Raw genomic sequence first — 24,887 nt, forward strand, 5'->3', positions numbered from 1 at the left:
GATCTCAATCATTTATATGAGCAACGATACTCAAGTTACTGAACCGCCGAATACGGGACCGTACGTTCGGTGGTGGGAGAGGTCGGCTAATCAATTAATGATTAGCCTCCTACTCGATTACTAGCCTAATCCACCGCCCGGAGGCATTAAGAACATGGTGTAGTATGTAAATCCGCACATAAATACGGTTAAATATGCGGCGAATACATACATATACATACGTTCAGATAATTTCAAGTAACTGAGAAGAATAAAAAATCCGGTTTGTCCTAGAAATAATAATGCCGTTTTTTCCATATCGCCGAGATAAAGCATAATGGCAAATATACCGGTCCAAAAACCCAATACTCTATACATGCGATCCATATGCATTCCCTCCTTTGCAGCGAATAATCCATCAATACCTTATTATAAAGGAATGTTGATTAAAAAGTAAATATATGAGCGAGCAACTTTGTGGCAATTAGGTGATCATACCATCCATCCTTAGTATATCTTATTCCTCACATAAATAATATTTTTTTAAAAGTTTTTGCAGGAAAAAGCAAAAGGGTGTCGAATGTAGTAATAGAGAAAGGTATGAAAGGTGGTGTTTTATGAATAATGAGCATTGAGAAAATTTCAGAATCTCTGTTATCGCAGGCCCTGTATTATCAAGCCACAGATATCCATGTTCTTCCTCGATCGAATGATTATTTGGTCCAGTTCCGTATTCACGGCATCCTGTCTTCCCATAAAAAAATTCCGATCAAGATGGGAGAAAGATTGATTTCTCATTTGAAATTTTTAGCTTCCATGGATATTGGTGAAAAAAGAAAGCCGCAAAGTGGTTCACTACAAGCACATTTCTCCGGGATTTTAACTTCATTGCGAATTTCCACTTTACCTACAGCGAAAGCAAAAGAAAGCATTGTCATCCGCATTCTCTACCACAAAAATAACCTTTCACATGAAAAATTATCCCTTTTTCCTAATAGTATGCAAATCCTGCAACGTTTCATGACACAGGCACATGGGTTTATTTTGTTCACCGGTCCAACCGGCAGTGGCAAATCCACAACAATGTTTACATTAGCTGACTATTGTTCTAAGCAGTTGAATCGACGAGTTATTTCGTTAGAAGATCCGGTTGAACGACAAAATGATGATTTATTGCAAGTGCAGATTAACGAAAAAGCGGGGATTAGTTTTCATAATGGCTTAAAGGCTATTTTAAGGCATGATCCGGATGTTATATTAATCGGGGAAATTCGTGATGTAGAAACGGCCTCGATTGCGATACGAGCGGCGATGACAGGTCATTTAGTACTTTCCACCATGCATACAAGAGATGCAAAAGGTGCCCTGTATCGGCTAGTTGAATTTGGAATCAAACAACATGATTTAGAGCAAACCTTGCTTGCGATTACCTCACAACGATTAGTCACACTTAAATGTCCTTTTTGTGGGTTTCAGTGCTCTAAATATTGTATTCGTTCGCAAAAATCGAAAAGAACGGGCGTTTATGAGGTTTTACATGGTCAGTCTTTACAAGGAGCCATGAAGGAATTAATGGGGGAAGCTCATTTCTCCTCAGCCCATTCATTACCAAAACTGATTGCAAAGGGGGTAGCGTTTGGCTATATTGCAGCCAAAGAATATGAAAAATGGATTGTGGACGAAAAAAATGACCTTAAAAGATCAAGGACAATTTTTTATTAGAGGAAGTGATATGTTAGAAAATGGTTATACATTCGTAGAGGTCTTTCAATTTTTTATGAATATCCAAGCGAAACATCACGCTCTTTTTTCTTCGATGATGACGGAGCTGGAAAATGGAAGTTCGATCCATGAGGTTTTCATTAAACATGATTTTGATAATCAAGCATGTGCCATGGTTTATTTTGCGGAGAAGCATGGTTTTTTAGCAAAGACCTTTCGTGAAAGTGGGAATTATTTGTTGCAAAAGGAACAACAGCGAAAAAAGTTCGTAAAGTTAATGCAATATCCATTTATTTTGCTTTTCGCTCTGGTGTTTGTTGCACTCATCCTCAAGACAGTGCTTTTGCCACAATTCCAGCTTCTATATCACACAATCGGTTTTCAACCGAATGGGATGACCCAATTCATTCTCCATCTTATTGACCATCTCCCAACGTATTTTGCCATCTCCCTTTGTTTCTTTCTTCTCGCAGCCTTTCTTATTAAAAGATATTTCCGAAAGAAATCCGCCTTTGAAACGGCGACCATTCTTTCCTCCATTCCCCTTTATCAATATTTTTACAGACTGTATCAAACCATCTTCTTTGCTAGAGAGTGGAGCTTACTCTTACAAAACGGTTTTTCATTGAATGAAATTGTCAAAATAATGGAATCACAAAATTTTCGACCGTTGCTGCAGGAAACAGGAAAGTATTTAAAAAAAGAGCTAGTAATGGGGAGTTCTTTTTCAAGAACACTGACTCAGTTACATTTTATTGCGGAGGAAATGGAGATTATTGTTGCACATGGGGAAAGAAATGGCCGTTTGGGGGATGAGTTGCTTCACTATAGTCAAATTTGTACAGAGATACTAGAAGAAAAGACAATGAAACTGATGTCAACGATTCAGCCCATTATTTTTATTGTTATTGGGGGAATGGTGACAGTCATTTATATGTCCATCTTTTTTCCTATGTTCCAAATGATGGATGCTATTTAATATAGGTGAGGAGAGGAAAAAGTGAAAAAATATATCCGTAATCAGAAAGGTTTTACACTCATCGAGATGCTCATTGTATTATTAGTCATCTCAATCATATTATTAATCACTTTACCCAATGTGACAAAGCATAATAAGAACATTAATAACAAGGGCTGTGATGCGTTAGTCAGTATGCTTCAGGGGCAAGCACAGGCCTACTATATGGAGAATAACCGATATCCGCAAAGTTTAGCCGAATTGGAAGAAGGGCAATATATTGAGTCAGCGAAAGTCAGTTGCCCGGATGGCAGTGATATTACCATTACCAATGGGAAAGTAAAAGCTTTGGGGAAGGGCGGCTCGTGAAATACGTACGTTCAAGGGATGGTTTTACTTTAATCGAGATGCTGATTGTCCTTTCAGTCATTTCCATTATTCTTTTATTCAGTATCTTTATGTTTCGGTCATTTTCAGAATCGATGCAGAAAAGATTGTTTTTTACCCAGCTTGAATCCGATTTATATTATGCCCATGCCTACGCGCAAAACAGAAAAGAAGCGGTTCAAGTTCGTTTTTCTCGTGGAAGTAAGCAGTATGAAATGCTTGTTGGAAAACAACAACCCGAACTTTTTCTTATACGAAAATTCCCGCCATCTATTTATATAAAGGAAAGTACTATTTCTAGCTTTGTGATCACTCCAGATGGAAATGTATCTACCTTTGGCATCATCACGTTTCAGCATAATCAAACAACTGTGAAGGTTTCTTTTAATATTGGAAAGGGGCGTTTTAATATTGAAGAATGAGAAAGGGTTTACCTTTTTGGAAGGGCTTCTTTCCCTTTCCTTTCTCTTTTTAATATGTTTGACTTTGTTTCCGCTAGTCTTTTCAATGGTGAACAAATTATCTGAAGGGAAAAAGGAAATGATGGGATATCGCTTATTATATGAGTATGTTGAACAATATGGCTTTTCGAATCGGTCGGAAAGAGTCATGAGAAGCAGTCAGGGGATTCAATACGAATTATACTTTGAAGAAATGAGTACGGGAAATGGGAGAGCGTGTATTCAGTATGAAAACCATCAAAAATGTGTGGAATGATCAAACTGGCTTTACATTGCTAGAGGCTGTTTTTTCAATGATGATTTTGGCGCTCATGATGTCGATCATACCGTTTATTTTTCAGACATTGAAGACAGTGGATGGACTCATAGAGGTTGATCAAGATTATGAATGGAATTTATTCCTCATCGGCATACGAAAAGAAATGGAGGGGGCAAAGAAGGTACATGTAGTCAATGTACAATCTAAAACAAGTCTGATGATGGAGAAAAATAATCAAGTGATCAGTTATGAGCCTTATGGTTTCACGTTAAGAAGACGAGTGAATCGTTTAGGACATGAAATTGTGCTTCAGAATATCCAAGCAATCAACTTTTCGATAGATGAGGAATTCATGGTGATAGAGATTGAATTTACTAATGGAGTAAAGGATGAAGCTAGATTTTTATTATTAGTAAATAGGGAGGAATCATGATTTTAATCCAACAAAAAGGAGCTATTTATCCGCTCGTTTTACTTATTTGTTCCTTCACCCTGTTGTTTTTAATGGAAGTCGTCCATATTTATTTATCGGAATGGGGGTATGTAAATGAGATGCAACAATACTATAAAAAAGAAATAAAGGTGCAATTACAACAAATTCATTCTCCCGACACCGAATTAGATGGTAAAATAATGATTAGCGAACTATCTAAGGGGGAGCAGAATTTGGGGACAAGATCATTGTATTTGATTGGTTTTATGGGGGCAGGCAAAACTTCTGTTGGTGAACAATTGGCCGCTAGATGTGGATATTCAGTGATTGATACGGATCAACAAATAGAAAAAAAGATGAAAATGGGGATTCCGCAAATTTTTGAGCAGTATGGAGAAGATTATTTTCGTGATGTGGAGTCTCAAGTATTAAAAGAGTTATCTCAAGAATCCTGTATTATTACTACAGGTGGAGGCATTATTTTAAGAGAGGAGAATCGTCAGTTATTAAAAAACGGAAATACCTTTTTTCTACAATGTCATCCTGATTCCATTGCAGAGCGAATTGGGTTAGATTCTTCCAGACCACTGATTCATCACAAAACACGTAAAGAAATTGCTGAGATGTATCAAAATCGACTACCTTATTATTTGGAATGTGCGACAGCGATTATTGATACAACAGATTTAACGATTGAGGAAGTTGCTCGTTCTATCCTTCAAAAAATGAATGTTTCATAAATGACTTGGCTATACTTTACATAGGACGGTTTTCCATTATTTTCCGATTGTAAAGAGGTGAAGGTGCATGTCGTTTGATGATTATATGAAATATATGACAGAAACATGTATTAAACATTTTGAACGACCAAAAGCAGAACGGAAGCAAATGAGATTAGAGCGCAAAAAAGCAAGCCCCCCCAAGCTATATCAATGGTTTGGCTTAGTGCCTTATTCGATTCGAATGATATTTAAAAGATAGGTTGACTCGTTGTGAATGGGTCAGCCTATCTTTTTTTGGATACATAGGTTAATTCAGGGCATTTAAATAAAAGATTCCTCCATTGATGATCTCAATCCGCACAATCGGTTCGTATTGTTCTTGTAGTGCTTTCTTTTCTATTTCATAGGTTTCTGGTTTTTCTTCCTGGTCTTCATAAAAATGATTAAGAAGCTGTAAATCTTTCTCCCAGCGTAATTCCGCCTCTCTTGCCCAGTTATGGTCCATCGATAATATTTCTTTTTCTAAATAGGCTTCCATCCTTTTTAAACCACTCTCTGGTTTGATAATCGGGGAAACCGTGAAGCAATAATCAGGGATTTTAGGATGAAGATTGGCTTTTTCCATCTTCTCAAAAAAATGATCGATTAATACACCATTGATTAAATTTAACCCCAGTGATCGTAGAACATCTTTCTTTCTGTCACATTCATAAGAGATTTTGATATTCAGCATTAACCAAGGGTGTAAGGGAACTTGTCTTGTCCGATCCGCCCTTTTTGGACTTTCATAAAGTCGAATATAGCCTGCAATTTGTTTGGTTGTTTGGAAAAGCTGATGGAGGCGAGGAGCCCCGAAATGAATAATTTCACCTTTTAGATCCTTTGGCGCTTGTTTAGGATCTGTGATAAAAGTAATTTTCATCGGATTCGGTATTCCTCCGGTTTTTTCTAAATAGGTCCAATAAAAAGGGCGATTCATTAACGCTTTATCCATATCGACCGTAAGTTGTACCGTCATAAATCCAGGTTCATTTTTTTCAATGATGCAATCATTTTCTTGGAAGAATATTTCGAGATATTGATGAATTTCAGTCTGCTGCAATGTTTGTTCCCTCCTTCTCCATAGAGTCAGCAAATTGAATTAAGGAAGAGAGGTTTTCCATTTTAATCTTCATTTCTCCTTCTGAGCGGGATTTTTGAAAGATGTCTTTTACGTATTCCTCCATATTCAAGTGATCAAATCTCGTTAAAATTTCATCCAGTTCTCCAACGATCCGTTCGAATAAATTGATTTTTTCATAAAGTAGTTTTAAGATATGTTCTTCGATCGTATCTCTAATCGTAAAATTATAGATGCGAACATTATTTTCTTGCCCTAATCGATGAATTCGTCCAATTCTTTGTTCAAGTCGCATCGGATTCCAGGGTAAATCAAAATTGATAATATGGGAACAAAATTGCAGATTAATCCCTTCCCCACCAGCTTCTGTTGCAATTAGCACTTGTGCATGATTTTTAAATAATTCACGCATCCAATCTTTTTTTCCGCGTTTAAACCCTCCCCTAAAAGGAACGGAGCGAATACCATTTTTTTGTAAAAACCATTGTAAGTATAATTGAGTTGCGCGGTATTCTGTAAAAATAATCACTTTATCATTGATCTTTTGTATTAATTCCAATGCTTTTTCCGCTTTTGAGTTTTGTTGAATCGCATCGATTTTTTGTTTCACCGTATTTAACGTTTCGATTACGATTGGTGGGGGGGTTTCCATTTTCGCTAACATATTTTTTAATGTGAGAAAGACGGCTTCTCTACTGCTGCAAACCTCCCTTTTGAGAGTAAGAAGAGAGAAACCATGCGCGGCAAAACCCTCTCCCAAATTTTTTAAGGTGTCAATGGCTTGATATAATTCCTTTTCCTCTTTTGAAAAATCGATCAAAATGCTTTCAACCTGCCGTTCAGGCCACTCGATACCTGTTTCTCCTCGCCTATTTCGAATCATCACTTTATTCACTAATTCTTTTAGATACTCATCTTGTTGAATGGAGGAATGTTTATTATTTTTATATTGCTCTAAAAATCCACTTTCGGATCCTAAATGACCAGGCTTGAGCAATGAAACGAGATGAAAAATTTCCTCTATCCTATTTTGAATCGGCGTTGCGGTCAATAACAGGCAAAATCTTTTCTTGAGCGACTGAATAAATTGATAGTTTTTTGTTTTGGGATTCTTTAATTTATGAGCTTCATCGATGATAATAAGGTCATAATTTTGTTCCGCAATGATTTCCTTATGGGGGCTTCTTTTGGCTGTATCGATGGAAGAAACGACACAGGAATATTGATCCCATACATAGCTTTTTCTTTGTGGCACCGCCGGGATATGAAACTTTTCGTTTAGTTCGAGGACCCATTGAGAAACGAGGGAGGCAGGAACAAGGATTAAGGCTTTTTTGACCAATCCTCTAATCATATACTCTTTTAAAATCAATCCTGCTTCAATCGTCTTCCCAAGCCCCACTTCATCCGCCAAAATTGCTTTCCCATTCATATTTTCAACCACTTGTTGCGCGGTTTCTAGTTGATGGGGTAATGGTTTTAACTGTTGCAAGTATTTTGGGGCCACTAATCCCTCAAAGGTAGGGATCGTTAAATACTCTTCAGTCTTCATAGCCAATTTAAATAATTCAAAATTAGCCCATGGACCATCTTTTTCTAATTTTTCCATGAAACTATGTTTCCATTTTTGGTCGAATTGTATTTTTACTGACATACGTACCTCCTGTAAAACGTTAAAAAGCATTGATGAAAAATGAAAATGATGGTACGATAACATTTGTTAGTACCGGTTCAATCAATCGGTTAGTTATAGTATATCCAAAAAAGTGAAGATATATATTTACGCGAATGAGGATAAGGGGAGAGACTGCGCAGGCAGCGCCGAAGGAGCAAGCAACAAGATTGTGAATCTCTCAGGCAAAAAAGACCCTTATTTGACGCAACTCTGGAGAGAGTTCCATTCATAGGAACCACCAAAGGGGTAAAAACTCTCAGGTGAAAGGACAGAGAAATCCGTAAAAGGGATTTCTCTGTCCTTTTTGCGACTCTGTTAGAAAGGGGAAAGGCCATTGACCAATTTAAAGAAGACTCCTTTGTATTCGCTTTATCAGGAAATGGGAGTAAAAACAATTGATTTTGGGGGCTGGGATTTACCGGTTCAGTTTTCGAGTATTAAGAAAGAGCATCATGCGGTTAGAACGAATGCGGGGTTATTCGATGTTTCTCATATGGGGGAACTGATCGTCAAAGGAGAGGATAGCCTGCCTTTTTTGCAAAAAATGATGATAAATGATTTATCGAAATTAACAGTTGGTGCTGCGATGTATACGCCGATGTGTGATGAAAATGGAGGAGTTGTCGACGATCTTCTTGTGTACAGACTCAAAGAAGCTGAATATTTTCTAGTCGTGAATGCCGCCAATACAAAAAAAGATGAAGAATGGCTAAGGAAACATGCAGAAGGAAAGGTGGAAGTGATCAATGTCTCCCATCAATATGCTTTATTAGCGATTCAAGGTCCGAAGGCGCAACGTATTCTTCAGAAATTAGTGAGGAACGAAGATATACAAGCACTGAAGTTTTTTCAATTTTTTAACCAAGTGGATATAAATGGGAGCCCGGCCATAATTTCCCGAACAGGGTATACAGGGGAGGATGGTTTTGAAATTTATTGTATGTCGGAAGCTGCTCCCGATATTTGGAAGAAATTGCTTGAAGTTGGCGAGGAAGATGGTTTGCTTCCATGTGGATTAGGGGCAAGAGATACTCTCCGTTTTGAAGCAGGTCTCCCTTTATATGGGCAAGAATTATCGGCGCAGATCACCCCTCTTGAAGCGGGGATCGGTTTTGCTGTTAAGTTGAATAAAGACGCAAATTTTATTGGGAAATCAGCACTCAAGGCACAGAAAGCCAAAGGGATTCCGCGTAAAAATATCGGAATTGAAATGATCGATCGCGGCATTCCAAGGCATGGGTATAAACTTTATTCGGGAGAGAGGGAAGTTGGCATAGTGACCTCAGGAACGCAATCCCCTACTTTGAAAAAAAATATGGGCCTCGCTTTGGTTCAGACAGAATATGCCAAATTGGGTGCGGAATTAGAAGTGGAAATACGTGGAAAACGGCTGAAAGCTAAAGTGATTTCGACACCGTTTTATAAGCGTTCCAGAAATTAGAAGGGAGAAAGAGGAATATGCTACAGCATCGTTATTTGCCGATGACCAAACAGGATCAGGAAGAAATGCTGAAAGTGATCGGTGTACAATCCATTGACGAACTTTTTGCTGCTATACCGGAAAAGGTTCGCTTTCAAGGGGAATACAAGCTAAAAAAAGCAAAATCTGAGCCAGAGCTATTGCGGGAACTAAGCCGGTTGGCGGCTAAAAATGCCGATACGAAACAATATACCTCTTTTTTAGGGGCAGGTGTCTATGATCATTACATCCCAACAATTGTTGATCATGTTATTTCGCGGTCGGAATTCTATACAGCTTACACGCCCTACCAACCAGAAATATCGCAAGGGGAGCTCCAAGCTATTTTTCAGTTTCAGACAATGATTTGTGAGCTAACTGGAATGGCGGTTGCTAATTCATCCATGTATGATGGAGGAACCTCATTGGCTGAAGCAGCCATGCTATGTGCAGGCCAAACACGGCGGAAAAAAATTCTTGTCTCGAAAACCGTTCATCCTGAATCACGTGCTGTTTTACACACCTATGCAAAAGGCCAAAACATCGAGGTTATTGAAATTCCGTATAAAGACGGAGTGACTGATATAGAAGCTTTAGAAGCCGAATTAAATGAAGATGTGGCCGGACTTATTATTCAGTACCCTAATTTTTTCGGTCAAGTGGAGCCTTTAAAAGAGATAGAACCACTGATCCATGAGCAAAAAGGACTGTTCATTGTCTCTAGTAATCCACTTGCTTTAGGATTATTAACGCCTCCAGGGACATTTGGGGCGGATATCGTTGTAGGGGATGTGCAAGTATTTGGGATTCCCGCCTCATTCGGCGGTCCACATTGCGGTTATTTTGCCGTCACGGAAAAGCTAATGCGAAAAATACCAGGCAGGCTTGTCGGTCAAACGGTTGATGAAGATGGAAAACGCGGCTTTGTCTTGACACTTCAAGCGCGTGAACAGCATATTCGCCGTGATAAGGCGACATCCAATATTTGTTCGAATCAAGCGTTGAATGCTTTAGCCTCCTCTGTGGCACTCTCAGCACTTGGTAAACAAGGTGTCCAAGAAATGGCTCATCAAAATTGGCAAAAAACTCATTTTGCGATGGAAATTTTTAAAGAGAAAGGGTTTGAGCTGCCTTTCCACGGTCCGCATTTTAATGAATTTGTTGTCAATATAAAAACCTCTGTCCGTGATTTGAATAAAAAGCTGATGGAGCAAGGGATCATCGGCGGCTATGACTTAGGACGGGAGTATCCTGAACTGGCAGATCATATGTTGATTGCCGTTACAGAACTTAGAACAAGAGAAGAGCTAGAAGATTTTGCAAAGGAAATGGGGGATATCTGTGAGTCAAATTCCATTAATTTTTGAACGATCGACACCTGGAAGGATTGGCTATAGTCTTCCTGCACTAGATGTGCCAGAAGTGGATGTAAGGGAAAATATGCCTGAAGAATACATTCGTGTACAGGCTCCAGAACTACCAGAAGTATCTGAGCTTGATATCATCCGCCATTTTACAGAGCTTTCCACTCATAATCATGGGGTTGATTCTGGCTTTTATCCGCTTGGGTCTTGTACAATGAAATATAATCCAAAAATCAATGAGCAAGTGGCTCGTTTTCCGGGCTTTTCTTCTATTCACCCCTATCAGCCTGAGTCTTCTGTTCAAGGGGCCTTGGAACTTATGTACGATTTACAAGAACATTTAGCTGAAATTACCGGTATGGATGAAGTAACGCTGCAGCCAGCAGCAGGCGCTCATGGAGAATGGACGGGTTTGATGATGATCCGCGCATTTCATGAAGCGAACGGTGATTTTGAGCGGACAAAAGTGATTGTACCGGATTCCGCGCATGGCACAAATCCAGCTTCTGCCACGGTTGCAGGATTTGAGACAGTGACAGTTCGGTCAGGTCCAGATGGATTAGTGGATATTGAGGATCTGAAAACATTAGTAGGATCAGATACGGCGGCGCTAATGCTGACAAATCCAAACACTTTGGGATTATTTGAAGAACGAATTTTAGAAATGGCGGAAATTGTTCATAAAGCTGGCGGAAAGCTTTATTATGACGGGGCTAATTTGAATGCGGTGATGTCGAAGGTCCGGCCGGGTGACATGGGATTTGATGTCGTTCATTTAAATCTTCATAAAACATTTACGGGCCCACATGGCGGCGGAGGTCCAGGATCAGGACCAGTTGGGGTGAAAGAGGATTTCATTCCGTTTTTGCCCAAACCAATTTTGACGAAAAAGAAGGATCAATTTGTTTTCGACGATGATCGCCCTCAATCAATCGGCCGTGTAAAACCATTTTATGGAAACTTTGGCATTAATGTCCGAGCTTATACGTATATTCGGTCGTTGGGAGCGGATGGGTTAAAAGCTGTCTCCGAATATGCGGTTTTAAATGCAAATTATATGATGCGAAAGCTTGCGGATTACTTTGATTTGCCCTATGATCGCCATTGTATGCACGAATTTGTTTTAAGTGGGAAGCGGCAGAAAAAATTAGGTGTTCGGACATTGGATATCGCAAAAAGATTATTAGATTTTGGCTTCCATCCGCCAACAATCTATTTTCCCCTTATTGTCGAAGAGGGGATGATGTTGGAGCCGACAGAAACAGAATCAAAAGAAACATTAGATGCTTTTATTGATGTCATGATTCAAATCGCTAAAGAAGCAGAAGAAAATCCAGAAATTGTCCAGGAAGCACCACATACAACGATTGTCAAACGCTTAGATGAAACTCAGGCGGCTAGAAAGCCTGTATTGCGTTATAGAAAAGAAGGATAATGTAGAAACACCGCAGAAAATAAAGAACCAGTTAGAAAGGGAGGATCCCTTCTAACTGGTTCTGTTCTCTCATTTATTTTGCATGCCTGTTACGAATTACTTCGACTTCCTCTATATCCAAACCAGTCGATTCGGCGACAAATTCAATGTCCAATCCTTTTTTAATAAGACGTAAAGCTGTGTCTTTTTGTTCTATTCTCCATTTCTCTTCTCTTTGACTAATTTCCTTCTCCTTCTGTCTTAACTCTTTTTCTTTTTGCTGGAGATCCTGTTTTTCTTGTTCAAGCTCTTTCTTCCCGTGTTCAAGTTCTTTCTTCCCGTGTTCAAGTTCTTTCTTCCCATGTTCAAGTTCTTTCTTCCCGTGTTCAAGTTCTTTCTTCCCATGTTCAAGTTCTTTCTTCCCATGTTCAATCTCTTTTTTTCCATGTTCAATCTTTTTTTGCCCCTGCTCAATCTCTCGTTTCATGGCTTCCATATTGTTTCGAAACGATTCTTCATCCATCACACGCTTTAGACGCGATTCGTAAGCAAGCCATTGTTCATGATCCATACTCAATTCTGTCCAGCTTTCAAAAGCGTCGCGTAGTGCCTCATCTTTCATGGCGATTTCCTCCAATTCTTTGTATATTTCATCATAAACTTTCTTGTTTCGATGATCTACCATACCGAGCATGAGAAGCCACCTAGCTAACACATCATTCCACGGATCCAGCTTATCCTCTTGCCAAGCTTGTATTAGCTTGGTCATTTCAATAAAATGAAATTCCATTGTATTAGTTAACTTGAAATGTTCATCATCTTCATATAAATGGAAAGAGGTATGAAAGCGCTCTGTTTGGGGCAGTAGATTGAAATTCAGAATATTTATCGCGATCACTGGCTGTAATTCATGATAATCCATCCCTCTTGTAAAAGGATTTCTATATACACCAGCCCAGTAATAAATAGAACGTTTAATCATATTATATTTATTCGTGAATTGAACTTCCACATTAATTTGTTCATCCGCATCTGTCACAACCAACAGATCTAGTCTCGACTGCTTATCATCCGCATATTCTCCACCTGCCTCGATATTGGTGAAAAGGATATCTTTGATTCGATTCCTACCTGTTTTTTGCAAAATCGCGTTCAAAAATATGATGGTGATCTTCTTATTTTTTTCACTTCCAAAGAGTTGTTTGAAAGCGTAATCAATCTTCAAATCCATTAATTTTTCCAGAGGTATCTGTTTGAGTAATCTTGTTCTTGCACTCTCCCTTGTTTTCCGTGGCTGCTTGTTATAGTTATTGGGTTTTTCTCTCACTTGACTCACTATGGTAAATTCGGCAGGTTTTTCATAATATAATTCCGCTAATGCCATGAGAACACGTCCTTTGTATATGATGAGGACTGACAAGGAAGAGTATCTAAAGATAGTATAACAGATCTCTTTTACAAAACAAGTGTTCTTGATTTAAAAATTGGGTAGATGTGAGAAAACCATTTGTTAGTCGAACCTGCTCAATATTTCATCTGATTGGTTTTAGAAACACCGCAGAAAATAAAGTTATCTGCGGTGTTTGTATTAGCTGTTATATTTTTTCGTCGTTTTTATTTTCCCTGTCCATTTTTTGAAGCCACCTTGTAGTTGGAAAAGCTGTTTGTATCCTTTTTTGTAAAGCATTTGTGCGGCTCTCCCACTGCGCATGCCACTTTGGCAATAAAGATACACCGGTTTATCGGGACGAATTTCTTTCATTCTGTTTTTTAATTGGGAAACCGGGATATTGCGAGCACCTAGAATATGACCGGCATCAAATTCATTCGTTTCGCGCACATCAATCAATTGCGCTTTTCGATAGCCAGCACGAAATTCCTCTTCTGAAAGTGTTTTTAAAATTTTCTTTTGATGAAAATAATTATATAGGGAAAATATGATAAGGATTCCCAAAATAATAAGTAACGTATATAAAGCTGTCAATTTTTTTCTTCCCCCCTCTAGTAAACAACCCTAACTTTTATTATATTATTCAAGGCGGCCTTTATCAAAATTTTTATTTCAAAAATAGGCTTTATAAAAGGATTATAAGACCCAAAATCGAGAAACTCTCCCAAAATGATCTTTATGGAAGGCTTATAAGAGATTAAACTTCGCTATAAGGGATTAAAACCAACCTATAAGGGATTAAAACCAACCTATAAGGGATTAAACCCTTTTTACTTGATTTACAATATATTGTGTGATGATAATGGTATAGAAGCAATATATAGTGTTTTGAGTGAATGGAAGGCTGAAAAGTAACTCTGAAAGAGCAGAGAGGAGATAAGATCATGACCACCGTCTATGAACAATATTCAGATTTGAATATGGAAAGATTGAATAAGGATATTCGACAATTTCACCAAGTATATCCCATTACAGCCGACATGAAGATCACACATAAGGGAGTATCTAGACTTGTTATGATTGATCGATACGCATTCAAAGATACAGAAAAGATAACCTTAGCTGCTGGTGATTTTGTCGTATTAACGATTAAAGAAGATCCGAAATTTCCGGCAAGAGGGCTTGGTTTTATCCAGTCGATTGACTGGGAAGCGAATACGGCAAAAGTACTTGTTGAAGAAGAATTTCGTCATTCTTTGGATGAGGCGGAAGAAAGAAAGACTGGACTCATCGTTCGTCCTCTTGATGTCATCGAAAAACCGTTGGAAGTTTTTTATGAACAAATTACGAAAAGAAATGCGAGCGGTTTGGCTGCCGTGGAAGTGACAGAAGAAAAAAGAAAAGAATGGTTTGAAAAATTTTATCGGGAACTTTCCAGCTTGAATTTTATTCCGGCGGGACGGGTTTTATATGGAGCGGGCTCTGAAACGGACGTTACGTATTTTAATTGTTACGTGATGCCTTTTGTCCCAGATTCTAGGGAAGGCATTTCCGAACATCGGAAGCAGGTAATGGAAATTATGAGTAGAGGCGGGGGAGTCGGAACAAACGGATCCACTCTAAGACCGCGGAATACACTTGCCCGTGGTGTGAATGGAAAATCATCTGGATCTGTTTCCTGGCTTGATGATATTGCAAAGCTCACCCATTTAGTAGAACAAGGTGGATCAAGACGTGGTATTCGCATAAGGTGCCTCGTCTCTAAATAAACCTCGTGAATTGCTGGGAACTCTTTAAATGACTTGCTGGCTACAACGTAACTGGAAACAGTAAGCGTGAAGGCTAGAAAACAGTAAGGGGACAAAGACAATCAGCAGCCAAGCGCCTGTTACATGGCGAAGGTTCAACGACCATCGAAAGCACACAATATGTGGAAGCGAGTAGAGTAGGAATCAAGTGATTCCGAAGTGCGAGGACACTCAGATGAGTGTAAGATATGGTCTGAACTCTAGGGTGACTTAGAGAGTTGATCCAACGAATCAACGAAACATTATTGGCTCAGATGATCATGTTGGCGGATTGGCATCCCGACATTATTGAATTTATCATTTCCAAAATGCAAAACCCACGAATTTTAAGATTTTTAATTGAAAATACGGAAGATCCTATTGTTAAAAAACATGCCAGAGATAAGCTGAAATTTACGCCATTAACACAAACAGAAGAAGCTATGTATCAAGGAATTCTGAACTATCGTAATATGCCGGGATATGGTGGCTTTGATGAAGCAATTTTCCGCGAAGCAGAGGAAAAGCTAAATGAAGGCGGAACGTATTCTGTGCATAACGCCGAATTTCTTACTGGAGCGAATATATCGGTCTGTTTGACAAAAGAATTTATGGAAGCTGTCGATCATGATAAGGAATATGAGCTGCGTTTTCCAGATGTGGAAAATTACGATGAAGAAGCCATGAAGATTTATAATGAAGAGTGGCATAAGGTTGGGGATGTACGTGAATGGGAAAAACTTGGTCATAAACTACGTACATACCGAAAAATCAAAGCAAAAGAGCTGTGGAATCTGATTAATATTTGTGCCACATATTCAGCAGAACCAGGCATTTTCTTCATCGATAATGCGAATGAAATGACCAATGCGAAAGCATACGGACAAAAAGTTGTTGCAACAAATCCGTGTGGTGGAGTTCGCCTCACGCTAAACATTGCGGGATAAAGCGGGAAGGCTGAGACGCTAATCCGAACCGAAGGCTAAACGTAAAACTTTAGTCAGGGGCAACGCATAGCAGGTGAAACTGTTCGTGATTTGAGCAGAATATAATCTTGCCACGAGACCGCAACATTATAATTGATAATGAAAATATATGCTGAACTTACAGGAACTCAACTGTAAGAACTAAAGGATAAAAAGCCTTTAGGTTAACAATAAATCCGGAACAACCACTCGCACCATATTCTGTTTGCAATCTGGCGGCTGTTAATCTAGCGAATATGGCAGATAAAGAAAAGAAAACTGTTGATTTTGAAAAACTAAGACAAACGGTAAAAATCGGTGTAAGAATGCAGGATAACGTCATTAACGCAACCCCATATTTCTTAGAAGACAATAAAAAACAAGCACTTGGTGAAAGACGTGTCGGTCTTGGTGTGATGGGGCTTGCGGATCTTTTAATCTATTGTGAAAAGGAATATGGATCAGCCGAAGGAAATAAGCTCGTTGATCAAGTGTTTAAAACGATTGCGACAGAAGCTTATCGCGAATCGATTGAAATCGCCAAAGAAAAAGGCAGTTTCCCATTCTTACAAGGGGAGACTGAGGAAGAAACGAATCAATTACGTCAAGCCTTTATTGAAACAGGTTATATGAAACGGATGCCGGAGGATATAAGGAAAGATATTTTAGAATACGGTATTCGTAACTCACATCTACTGACTGTGGCTCCGACTGGATCCACTGGTACTTTGATTGGCGTAAGTACAGGTTTAGAACCTTATTTCTCTTTTACGTATTATCGCAGTGGCCGTCTTGGAAAGTTTATTGAAGTCAAAGCCGATATTGTGAAGGAATATTTGCAAGCAAATCCTGATGTGGATCCAGACCATTTACCAGAATGGTTTGTTACATCGATGAGTCTAGCACCTGAAGCCCATGCCGATGTGCAATGTGTGATACAACGGTGGATCGATAGTTCGATTTCAAAAACAGTCAATGCGCCGAAAGGTTATACAGTCGAACAAGTGCAAAAGGTTTATGAGCGACTCTATCGAGGAGGAGCGAAAGGCGGAACGGTGTATGTTGACGGAAGCCGTGACTCTCAGGTCCTTACATTGAAAGCAGAAGATAATACAATGGAGACGAGTGAGCAGTTACAGTTTAGTGAACCAGTCGTGCTAGTGGATACCATTCAAGATCTCCGTTCAACAAGTGCCTTTGGCTCTGAAATTGGTGACATTTGCCCAGTCTGCCGTAAAGGACATGTCAAAGAAATTGGTGGCTGTCATACTTGTGACAATTGTAACGCCCAATTAAAATGTGGTTTATAACCGAAAAAAACTCCCAAATGTGCATTCATTCGGGAGTTTTTATTCTGCTAAAAAAGAGTATACTATACCCCTATTATGATGGATCCTAAAAAAAGAATGTTATGTATGTAACGAAGGAAAGGATTCTAGCACATGGAGAGCAGCAACTATAACTTCAAAGCTAGGTCACCTCTTGGTTTCTAATAGTTGAAGGAAAGTGTCACAAAAGTGTGGGGCCCACTCGTTATATAGAGTGAAAGGAGGTATTACATGAGAAATACAAACAAGGACTATGAAAAGATGGAAGAACTATACGAGCTATATGAACAAAAAATCTATTATGTAGCCTATTCAATCCTGAATAATATTCAGCAGGCTGAAGACACAGTCCAAGAGACGTTTATTATTCTTTACCAGCATCTAGAAAAACTTCACAGTTTGAATAATCAAGAGCTTAAACGCTACATTTTGCGGATTGCAAAAAACAAAGCGATTGACAACTACCGGAATAACAAACGACATGAAATACTCTTAGCAGAAATACAAAGAGAGGCAGCAAAAGTAACAGATGAAAATATTGAAGAGTGGGAACAGTGTTTAATATCTGAGAACCAAATTGATACATTGCTAACAACCTTAAAGGAGTCCTACAAACAAATTTTTAAGTACAAAGTCTTCTATGACTTGAATTATCAAGAAATTTCAAAGCTCATGGGGATAACTGAAATTAACGTACGAAAGCAATTTGAACGTGCTCGAAAACGAATACTTACGATCATAGGAGGTAGCCAAAATGATGAATTCAAAGGACTCAAAAAAAATGGATGAAATCGCTGAAAAAATCGCTTTAGATGATTTTGATAAACTGGAAGAACAACATGAATTTTCAGATACCTACACACATAAAAAGAAATTATTTATGGAGGAAATTAGGCAGAAAATTAAACAACATCAAGCCAAACGAAAAAGGAAGAGCATTTTAATTGCTACTGCCTGTTTATTGATTGGCATGCCAACGACTGTTTTTGGAGCAGTAAAAGCGTATGATATGATTGTGCAAAAACAAAATTATGAAGTAAATGTTTCCGTGACTAATAAGGCCTTCAAAAAGAATGATAATTGGTATAAGCTGAAAATCGATTATTTACCAGAAAATATGGAAGCAATTGATGAAAGTGAAATGAAATATTCCTTCAAAGATAACTACGCACAAGGCGGATTTTCTTTCTTACTTTGGCGATTAGGGGAAAATTCTGACTTCTCAACTATGTACTCAAGCAACTTTGAAGAAATGGAAATTAATGGCAGAAAAGCAGTGGTTGTCAGTAGAGACACTGGTAGCGACGATTTAGCGTTTGATAGACAAATCTTCCTATTATTTAAAGAAGAGGGGATGATGTTACAAAGTTATATTGGAACGGATGTAAGTGATGAACAAATGATGACCGTCATGAAGAATATTTCCCTTGAAGCAACTTCAGAGGAGAATGCACACTACACAATGGATTATGATGAATTCCTTGCCAACCAAGAAAAAGCGGAAGCAGAGGAACCAACAGAATTTAGTGTTGTTCCATTGAAGAAAGATAGTAAACAATTATTTAATGTCGGTCAACCGGTGCCAGTAACTTTAGAGCAAGTGGAAACTGGAATCATCAACAAACTTGATTATGTGATAGAAAAAGTGGAAGTCTTTGATTCCATTCAAGATTTTAAAGGAGAAAACTTTAATGATTCATCTCTAAAGACATTAACTGAGAATCAGGCTTTGGACGAGACAAAAAAATTGCTGCCCTACAAGCGTGATGTATATAAAGTAGGAGATGGTAAAGATTCCATTAACAAATTAATAGAGTCTCCTTCAGTGAACCTCAAATTTGTCTATCTGACAACAGAAGTGAAAAACAATAGTAAACAAGCAACAGAAGAAATTTATATGCATCCGTCCCTACAGGTACTTAAACCTGAAAAAAATGCATGGAACTATGCTGGAGAAGATGGAATCGCTGAAGAAAGTATTATGACGGGAGAAGTGGATTATCTAGCACCACACGGAGACGGAAAAGGCTTTTACAATATTGGCATTCTCCAGCCAGGACAAACGATGCAGATTAACTTAGGCTATTTTGTAGATGAGGATAAACTGGATTCAATCTTCCTTGATGTGTTCCATTACAGTGGATTTGGTAAAACAGAAGACATGAATGCGGACGATCGTTGGTGGATTGATATTCGGCAATAATAAAAGCGAATAAAACAAACGTAGGGGTTAAACCGTAAATTTTATAGTCCTACAACTCAAGATTTAATCCGTGGTACTGCAGTGGTACTTCAATAGAGGCTACTGTCCAAATCGTCCTATACAGTAAAACTGAAAAATAATGAAAGAGAGGCTATAGGGATGGTGCTGAACTTAAAAGAAGTCTTAGACCCCCAAGAGTTTAATCAATTTATCACATTGCTCAAAGACATAGCACCTTATCAACTAAAAATTGATCAAGCAAATGGGTGTATCGAAATATTAAAAAAGGACGAAAAACAAGTATTTCAGCAACTTCAACAGAAGTTGAAACCCTATTATGAGAAATTGGATAAGGCTTGGTTTACTTAAATTCTTTGAATCTCTCAAGATTTTCCCCATTACTACAAAAGAGCACGCTTCGTATTATAGGTCATCCAGAATATATATCTGGTTGACCTATTTTTAAAGGTAAGATAGTAAATTTGGCTAGTGTGGGATCCAGCTCCAACTCCAGCGCCTAGTCCCTCGAGATCATAAACCCCCGCCAATAAAAGTCAAGACGGACTTTTATTGTCTCAGAACATTTGCTTGTCGACGATTACGGGCGCCTTAAGCTTTTCTTATTTACTTATATAAAAGATGCAATTGTTAATATGCGATTTTTTTTAATGTAAATAATTAACGTTTAAGATCAAAAAGCAGTCGTTTACGACAAAAATGTCCACAGAAATGGAAAAAATGCTACTATATTCACAGGCCAAAAATCATCTAGAATTGAAAGCGATCGAAATAAGGATGGATAAGCGTTGAGTTAAATTCATAATTATATGAATAAATAGATATTTTCCTGTATAAAATCATTGATATTAAAATGCTATTTTCAAAGTTTCATAAATAGCAAAATGATTCCTTGAAGAATACTTTATAGGGGGGTGTGCAGCGTGTCTTCATGTTTCAATAAAAAACGGATTTTTTTCTGGACTTTTATTTTTATCGGAATTATTGGTATGACCACTTTTATCATATATTCACAAAATATGAAAGGGGATTTTGTAGCTATGAGTGCAACTAATTCTGTTGATTCAATGGAACAGTTTTCCGATCAAAATCTAAATGATCTCCTCGTGCCCTCGAGCGACAATACTTACATCGTGACAAGCACTATTTTAAATGTTCGTACAGGGCCTAGTCGAGAACATGAGCTAATTGGCGAACTCAATGTTGAAGATCAAATTGAAGTGATGGGTGAGCCTATTAATGGGTATTACCCGATTGAATACGATGGAAATACAGCATACGTAAATGCAATGTTTTTAGTTCATCCTCTGACTATTGATCCAAAAGATAGGGATAAACCAGATGAGATGATATTAGATATCCCTTATATAAAGCAACGACCAAGTTTACCTTCCGGCTGTGAAGCTACTTCGCTCGCCATGGCTTTAAATTATTATGGAATCGCTATCACAAAAGAAACAATTGCCCAGGAACATATTTATGACGATGCCGAATTGATCAAAAATGAGGACGGGTCGATTCATACTTGGGGAAATCCAGTCAATGGCTATGTAGGGGATCCTTTTTCTGTTGGCTATACAATTTTCACTAATCAACTTAAACAACAAGCGGATCAATACGTCCCAAGCATCGATTCAACCGGAGCAAATCTTGACACGTTAGAATATTTTATTGCGGAAGGAAGACCAGTGCTTGTTTGGATCACCAATGAATATGAGATACCGAATGAGCGGTTTTGGTTAACGAAGGAGGGGGCGGAGGTTTATGCCCCAAATCCCCTTCACAATGTTGTTTTAACGGGATATGATCAAGAATATGTGTACGTAAACGATCCCGAAGATTATGGAGAAAAAAATTATAAAATTGCGAAAGAGAAATTTGAGTATTTATACACACTTATGGGGAAGAAATCGCTTGTCATTGGTAATGGGAAATGAGCTGGATAAAAAGTCGCTGTTTAGATTAAATATCCCTTGTGTCAAGGAATAGGACATTCAAGAGAGAGATCATTACCCGAATGGATGGAGTCCCCATTTTGTTGTTTGATCAACTTTTGTGAAGATTGAGGCGACGACGAAACTCCTACCTCATTCTTATAAAACATAGTCGAACAACGATATTTTATTAAGCTAAACGTAAAAAATGACGTTTACGATCAAAAACCCGACGTTTACGACAAAACTATTACACGTAAGCGGGATCAATGCTACTATATTCGTAGGTTAACCGAAATAAAGCTCATGAGTGAATGAAATAAAAAAGAGAGGAGGTGACAAAATGCTGAAAAAAAGAATAGCCCTCTTTGTATTGTCTGCTAGCATGATGTTGACTTTGATTCCGTCGTCAACATTTGCGTCAAATGTTAAGGATAGACCTTTTAGTTTTTACGTGAACTCTTCCGTAGGATATACTACTGCTGCACGAGCAAAAGAAGATCGGAGTTCTACGTATGTGAAGATTAATCAAGTGCCTGTCACCTATATTTATCTAGACGTACAAGGCTTTCGGCCATCTTCAGTCGGCGGTACGAATTACTGGGCAGATGAAACAATTGGAGGAACACAAACAGCAAGAAAAGGCGAGTGGCGTGTCAAGCAAAATGTTTACGAAAACGGTGGGAGAAGCGCTAGATTAAAATTCAAACGATTTACACAATCTGGTACAGTTTCGGGAGTATGGAGTCCTGACAGTGTGGGCAATGCTCCACATCTAAACTAAGATTATTTTGCGCAAGATATGGAAGCAGAGATTATTTCACTCTGCTTCTTTCTACAGTATAAAATCAATTCCACAAGGAGAACGATCTATGAAGAAGATGAAAGGAATAACCATTTTATTTTTCTGTGTTTTACCGATCTTTCTCTCTGCTTGCTCCTATAGGGAATTTGAAGATTCGCTTAAAAGCAAATTAAATAAAGAGGAAGACGAGTATTCAAATCCCGCTAAAATAGTGGACGAATCTTCGGAAGACGAAGAACAAGGTCCTTTTTCTGTTGGGGATACCATTACATATACCGAGGAAGATATTCAGACTGATACAAAACAGACCATTGAGTACACACTTAATAAAATTCATGTTTCGGATAATATTAATGATCTAGGTTTAAATGTAGATGACTTCACTGACAAATCTCTTATTGCAGACAACGGTGATATAAAGAAAAAGAATCGGCTAGTGACCGTTGATGTTACAGTGAAAAATATCAGTCATCAGGGGTATGATAGCGAGGCGGATGATCCTATTTTGTTTATTGAATCATCAGTTGGATTTAAAGAAGGGATTGAAGACCCAAACGGGCCATGGACTTTAGAGGAATCATATTTTAGTGAACATCCTCCTCTGGATCAAAACAATGGTCAGGATTATTCCCAATTCCCCTTGCCAATCGGTGACGAAATCGATGTAACGGTAGGTTGGTTTGTGCCCGCCGATCAGCTAAAGAACCAGCCTCTCTATTATATTATAGGACAAAGTGGATTGGCGGAAGACTATGAATATTTCGAACTAAAATTTGAATAGGGAGAAAACGACTATGAACAACACATTTCCACGTTTATTAAGAGTCGAGTTAAGAAAAGCAATAAACAATAAAATTTTTTTCACGACACTCATCATTGCGAGTCTGTTTGCCTTGCTTAGTGCCTGGTATATGATTGATTCCTATTTCTACTTCCAGCGACAGAATCGAATTTTGGGGACAAGTGGAAATCCGATGACAGAAGGGTTTTCCCTCTATAACCATTGGATCGGTGGAGAGGGCACATCGCTTGGGTCTACGCTCTTTTTTACGTTACTGCCGCTGCTTGCAGCCCTTCCATATGGTTGGTCCTACTTTATCGAAAATAAAACTGGTTATGCAAAATCAGTTATGATCCGAAGCAACAAATGGCAGTATTTTCTGGCAAAATATCTAGCCACTTTTACAGCTGGTGGTCTTGTCGTACTGAGCCCACTTGTGATCAACTTTTTAGTAGTTGCATCCTTCATACCAGCGACTACACCCTCCATGTTGTACCCATTGTATTACGCAGTAGGTCATGGTTCCTTATGGTCGCAATTATTTTATACTCATCCGGTCATTTTTGTTATTCTCTACCTTATTTTAGATTTTGTTTTTGCAGGTTTATTTGCAACGATGAGTTTGACTGTTTCTCTCTTGGTAAAAAACAGAATCGCGGTTCTGTTAATCCCTTTTTTCTTGATACTGGTTTTGCATTATAGTCGTACATTTCTAGCATACAAATACTTTTATGAAATTTCGCCACTTCACTATTTGCATTCAACCAGCCTAGAGAATCCAACAAATGTTTGGATTATTTTAGTGCAGGGACTGCTTTTTTTCCTGCTAACTTTTGGAATTACGATGAAATTAGGTGGGAAACGTGAAATTCTCTAAATTACTGAAATATGACTTAAAAAATGGCTTTCTGCTTGGGTCGATCAAGTGGCTTGTTCTCGTACTCCTTGTGATCGCCTTTTGTCTTGATTTTTATCTTCGCAAAAGCCATACCTATATCTTTGAAGAGAGCATCCCAGCAGGTACAATGATCGACTATCTGTTTTATATTTTTGCCGGCATGAGGGAATATATCCCCTCTATGACCGAATCGTTTATCTTTCCGGTGAAATGGCTGCTCCTCCATCTGTTTATCTTTTACTGTACACTTTACTATCCTTATCGGGACTTATCGTCTTTAGGGTTAAATATTTTGGTAAGAACGAAAGGGCGTATCGCATGGTGGATTTCTAAGAGCATCTGGAATATTTGTTATGTGTTGGCCATGTATGCGGTTATTTTTCTGACCGTTTTGCTTTTTTGTCTTGTCATGCAGGAGCCAATCACATTGGATATTACTCCGGTGTTTGTGCATGATCTTCTTGATGCGGGCAGCCCATTCGATACCTTTTCTACTAAGCTGGTCTATACGATTTTATTTTTCCCGCTCTTGATGTCGATCGGCTTAAATCTAGTGCAGATGACGCTCGTTCTCTTTATCAAACCGCTCTATAGCTTTGGGCTAATGGCGGTGCTCTTACTGGCGTCAGCCTATCTACTCACCCCGTATCTTCCGGGAAATTATGCCATGCCGATTCGCAGTGCGTATGTGGTGGAAAATGGTATGAGTACGTATGGCGGGATCCTGATGTTTTTGCTTTTAGTTTCCGCTTCCTTTATCGTCGGCTGTCTCTATTTTCGGCGTTACGATATTTTAGTGGAAGAATAATATACAAACTTAGAATA

24 protein-coding genes, 3 pseudogenes and 1 riboswitch are annotated in these 24,887 nt (G+C 38.5%); of the genes and pseudogenes, 22 read left to right on the forward strand and 5 right to left on the reverse strand.

Annotated features, from left to right (window positions below; all coding sequences use genetic code 11):
- Nucleotides 1-120: 120 nt before the first annotated feature.
- Complete coding sequence (locus MUB24_RS00005) at nt 121-366, reverse strand: DUF2626 domain-containing protein (protein ID WP_244699533.1); 246 nt, start codon at nt 364-366, stop codon at nt 121-123.
- A 237-nt stretch (nt 367-603) separates the two neighbouring features.
- On the opposite strand from MUB24_RS00005, the gene comGA reads away from it, so the two are divergent.
- The 8 genes from comGA to MUB24_RS00045 all read left to right on the forward strand — a co-directional run bounded on the left by comGA (nt 604) and on the right by MUB24_RS00045 (nt 5,180).
- On the forward strand, nt 604-1,701 hold the full coding sequence (gene comGA, locus MUB24_RS00010) for a competence type IV pilus ATPase ComGA (protein WP_280516804.1): 1,098 nt from the start codon (nt 604-606) through the stop codon (nt 1,699-1,701).
- The gene (comGB, locus tag MUB24_RS00015; RefSeq protein ID WP_244699536.1) at nt 1,667-2,680 is read left to right on the forward strand and encodes a competence type IV pilus assembly protein ComGB; all 1,014 of its coding nucleotides are present in this window, start codon (nt 1,667-1,669) and stop codon (nt 2,678-2,680) included. The genes comGA and comGB overlap by 35 nt, the downstream gene beginning before the upstream one ends.
- Before the next feature lie 66 nt (nt 2,681-2,746).
- Nucleotides 2,747-3,028: a competence type IV pilus major pilin ComGC gene (gene comGC / locus MUB24_RS00020; RefSeq protein WP_244700488.1), complete on the forward strand. Its 282-nt coding sequence runs from the start codon at nt 2,747-2,749 to the stop codon at nt 3,026-3,028.
- Entirely contained in the window at nt 3,025-3,468 is a 444-nt protein-coding gene (gene comGD / locus MUB24_RS00025; protein ID WP_244699539.1) for a competence type IV pilus minor pilin ComGD, read from the forward strand. The genes comGC and comGD overlap by 4 nt, the downstream gene beginning before the upstream one ends.
- Nucleotides 3,458-3,763, forward strand: a complete 306-nt coding sequence (locus MUB24_RS00030; RefSeq protein ID WP_244699540.1) for a hypothetical protein — start codon at nt 3,458-3,460, stop codon at nt 3,761-3,763. Before comGD ends, MUB24_RS00030 begins: the two co-directional genes overlap by 11 nt.
- Nucleotides 3,735-4,199: a competence type IV pilus minor pilin ComGF gene (gene comGF / locus MUB24_RS00035; RefSeq protein WP_244699543.1), complete on the forward strand. Its 465-nt coding sequence runs from the start codon at nt 3,735-3,737 to the stop codon at nt 4,197-4,199. Before MUB24_RS00030 ends, comGF begins: the two co-directional genes overlap by 29 nt.
- Complete coding sequence (locus MUB24_RS00040; RefSeq protein WP_244699546.1) at nt 4,196-4,939, forward strand: shikimate kinase; 744 nt, start codon at nt 4,196-4,198, stop codon at nt 4,937-4,939. Before comGF ends, MUB24_RS00040 begins: the two co-directional genes overlap by 4 nt.
- 67 nt (nt 4,940-5,006) lie before the next feature.
- Nucleotides 5,007-5,180 carry a YqzE family protein gene (locus MUB24_RS00045; protein WP_244699549.1) on the forward strand — a complete coding sequence of 58 codons (174 nt, stop codon included), beginning with the start codon at nt 5,007-5,009 and terminating at the stop codon, nt 5,178-5,180.
- Between the two features lie 48 nt (nt 5,181-5,228).
- Here the strand turns inward: MUB24_RS00045 and MUB24_RS00050 are convergent, their stop codons facing one another.
- Together MUB24_RS00050 and MUB24_RS00055 are read right to left on the reverse strand one after the other, a co-directional pair.
- Nucleotides 5,229-6,023 carry a YqhG family protein gene (locus tag MUB24_RS00050; RefSeq protein WP_244699551.1) on the reverse strand — a complete coding sequence of 265 codons (795 nt, stop codon included), beginning with the start codon at nt 6,021-6,023 and terminating at the stop codon, nt 5,229-5,231.
- A complete protein-coding gene (locus MUB24_RS00055; RefSeq protein ID WP_244699554.1) occupies nt 6,010-7,695 on the reverse strand; it encodes a DEAD/DEAH box helicase in 1,686 nt (561 codons plus the stop codon). Before MUB24_RS00055 ends, MUB24_RS00050 begins: the two co-directional genes overlap by 14 nt.
- A gap of 134 nt (nt 7,696-7,829) precedes the next feature.
- Nucleotides 7,830-7,921, forward strand: a riboswitch (glycine riboswitch).
- A gap of 129 nt (nt 7,922-8,050) precedes the next feature.
- On the opposite strand from MUB24_RS00055, the gene gcvT reads away from it, so the two are divergent.
- From gcvT to gcvPB, 3 genes are read left to right on the forward strand one after another with little or no spacing between them, the layout of a single operon-like run.
- On the forward strand, nt 8,051-9,157 hold the full coding sequence (gene gcvT, locus MUB24_RS00060; protein WP_244699557.1) for a glycine cleavage system aminomethyltransferase GcvT: 1,107 nt from the start codon (nt 8,051-8,053) through the stop codon (nt 9,155-9,157).
- A 17-nt stretch (nt 9,158-9,174) separates the two neighbouring features.
- Nucleotides 9,175-10,542, forward strand: coding sequence for an aminomethyl-transferring glycine dehydrogenase subunit GcvPA (gcvPA, locus tag MUB24_RS00065; RefSeq protein WP_244699559.1), 1,368 nt, complete (start codon nt 9,175-9,177; stop codon nt 10,540-10,542).
- Nucleotides 10,517-11,974, forward strand: coding sequence for an aminomethyl-transferring glycine dehydrogenase subunit GcvPB (gene gcvPB / locus MUB24_RS00070; RefSeq protein ID WP_396426683.1), 1,458 nt, complete (start codon nt 10,517-10,519; stop codon nt 11,972-11,974). Before gcvPA ends, gcvPB begins: the two co-directional genes overlap by 26 nt.
- Nucleotides 11,975-12,047: 73 nt before the next feature.
- Here the strand turns inward: gcvPB and MUB24_RS00075 are convergent, their stop codons facing one another.
- Both MUB24_RS00075 and MUB24_RS00080 read right to left on the reverse strand, forming a co-directional pair.
- Nucleotides 12,048-13,337 carry an Rpn family recombination-promoting nuclease/putative transposase gene (locus MUB24_RS00075; protein WP_244699562.1) on the reverse strand — a complete coding sequence of 430 codons (1,290 nt, stop codon included), beginning with the start codon at nt 13,335-13,337 and terminating at the stop codon, nt 12,048-12,050.
- A gap of 204 nt (nt 13,338-13,541) precedes the next feature.
- Complete coding sequence (locus tag MUB24_RS00080) at nt 13,542-13,937, reverse strand: rhodanese-like domain-containing protein (RefSeq protein ID WP_244699564.1); 396 nt, start codon at nt 13,935-13,937, stop codon at nt 13,542-13,544.
- Nucleotides 13,938-14,287: 350 nt separating this feature from the next.
- Here MUB24_RS00080 and MUB24_RS00085 point away from each other — a divergent pair.
- The 11 genes and pseudogenes from MUB24_RS00085 to MUB24_RS00135 all read left to right on the forward strand — a co-directional run.
- A pseudogene (locus MUB24_RS00085) lies at nt 14,288-15,091 on the forward strand (ribonucleotide reductase N-terminal alpha domain-containing protein); the annotation flags it as partial.
- Nucleotides 15,092-15,399: 308 nt separating this feature from the next.
- Nucleotides 15,400-16,044, forward strand: a pseudogene (locus tag MUB24_RS00090) (vitamin B12-dependent ribonucleotide reductase); the annotation flags it as partial.
- A gap of 251 nt (nt 16,045-16,295) precedes the next feature.
- A pseudogene (locus MUB24_RS00095) lies at nt 16,296-17,405 on the forward strand (vitamin B12-dependent ribonucleotide reductase); the annotation flags it as partial.
- Nucleotides 17,406-17,654: 249 nt separating this feature from the next.
- Entirely contained in the window at nt 17,655-18,212 is a 558-nt protein-coding gene (locus tag MUB24_RS00100; protein ID WP_244699566.1) for an RNA polymerase sigma factor, read from the forward strand.
- Nucleotides 18,178-19,626: an anti-sigma factor gene (locus MUB24_RS00105; protein ID WP_244699568.1), complete on the forward strand. Its 1,449-nt coding sequence runs from the start codon at nt 18,178-18,180 to the stop codon at nt 19,624-19,626. Before MUB24_RS00100 ends, MUB24_RS00105 begins: the two co-directional genes overlap by 35 nt.
- 159 nt (nt 19,627-19,785) lie before the next feature.
- On the forward strand, nt 19,786-19,995 hold the full coding sequence (locus MUB24_RS00110) for a hypothetical protein (protein ID WP_244699570.1): 210 nt from the start codon (nt 19,786-19,788) through the stop codon (nt 19,993-19,995).
- Nucleotides 19,996-20,684: 689 nt separating this feature from the next.
- On the forward strand, nt 20,685-21,581 hold the full coding sequence (locus MUB24_RS00115; protein WP_244699573.1) for a C39 family peptidase: 897 nt from the start codon (nt 20,685-20,687) through the stop codon (nt 21,579-21,581).
- Between the two features lie 340 nt (nt 21,582-21,921).
- Nucleotides 21,922-22,362 carry a hypothetical protein gene (locus MUB24_RS00120; RefSeq protein WP_244699575.1) on the forward strand — a complete coding sequence of 147 codons (441 nt, stop codon included), beginning with the start codon at nt 21,922-21,924 and terminating at the stop codon, nt 22,360-22,362.
- An 88-nt stretch (nt 22,363-22,450) separates the two neighbouring features.
- Nucleotides 22,451-23,164, forward strand: a complete 714-nt coding sequence (locus MUB24_RS00125; RefSeq protein WP_244699579.1) for a DUF5027 family lipoprotein — start codon at nt 22,451-22,453, stop codon at nt 23,162-23,164.
- A gap of 13 nt (nt 23,165-23,177) precedes the next feature.
- Nucleotides 23,178-24,041, forward strand: coding sequence for a hypothetical protein (locus MUB24_RS00130; protein WP_244699582.1), 864 nt, complete (start codon nt 23,178-23,180; stop codon nt 24,039-24,041).
- Nucleotides 24,028-24,870, forward strand: coding sequence for a hypothetical protein (locus MUB24_RS00135; RefSeq protein WP_244699585.1), 843 nt, complete (start codon nt 24,028-24,030; stop codon nt 24,868-24,870). The genes MUB24_RS00130 and MUB24_RS00135 overlap by 14 nt, the downstream gene beginning before the upstream one ends.
- The last annotated feature ends 17 nt before the right edge of the window (nt 24,871-24,887 follow it).

It is taken from the genome of Lederbergia sp. NSJ-179 (assembly GCF_022867885.1).
In the GTDB taxonomy this organism is placed as follows: domain Bacteria; phylum Bacillota; class Bacilli; order Bacillales; family Bacillaceae_C; genus Lederbergia.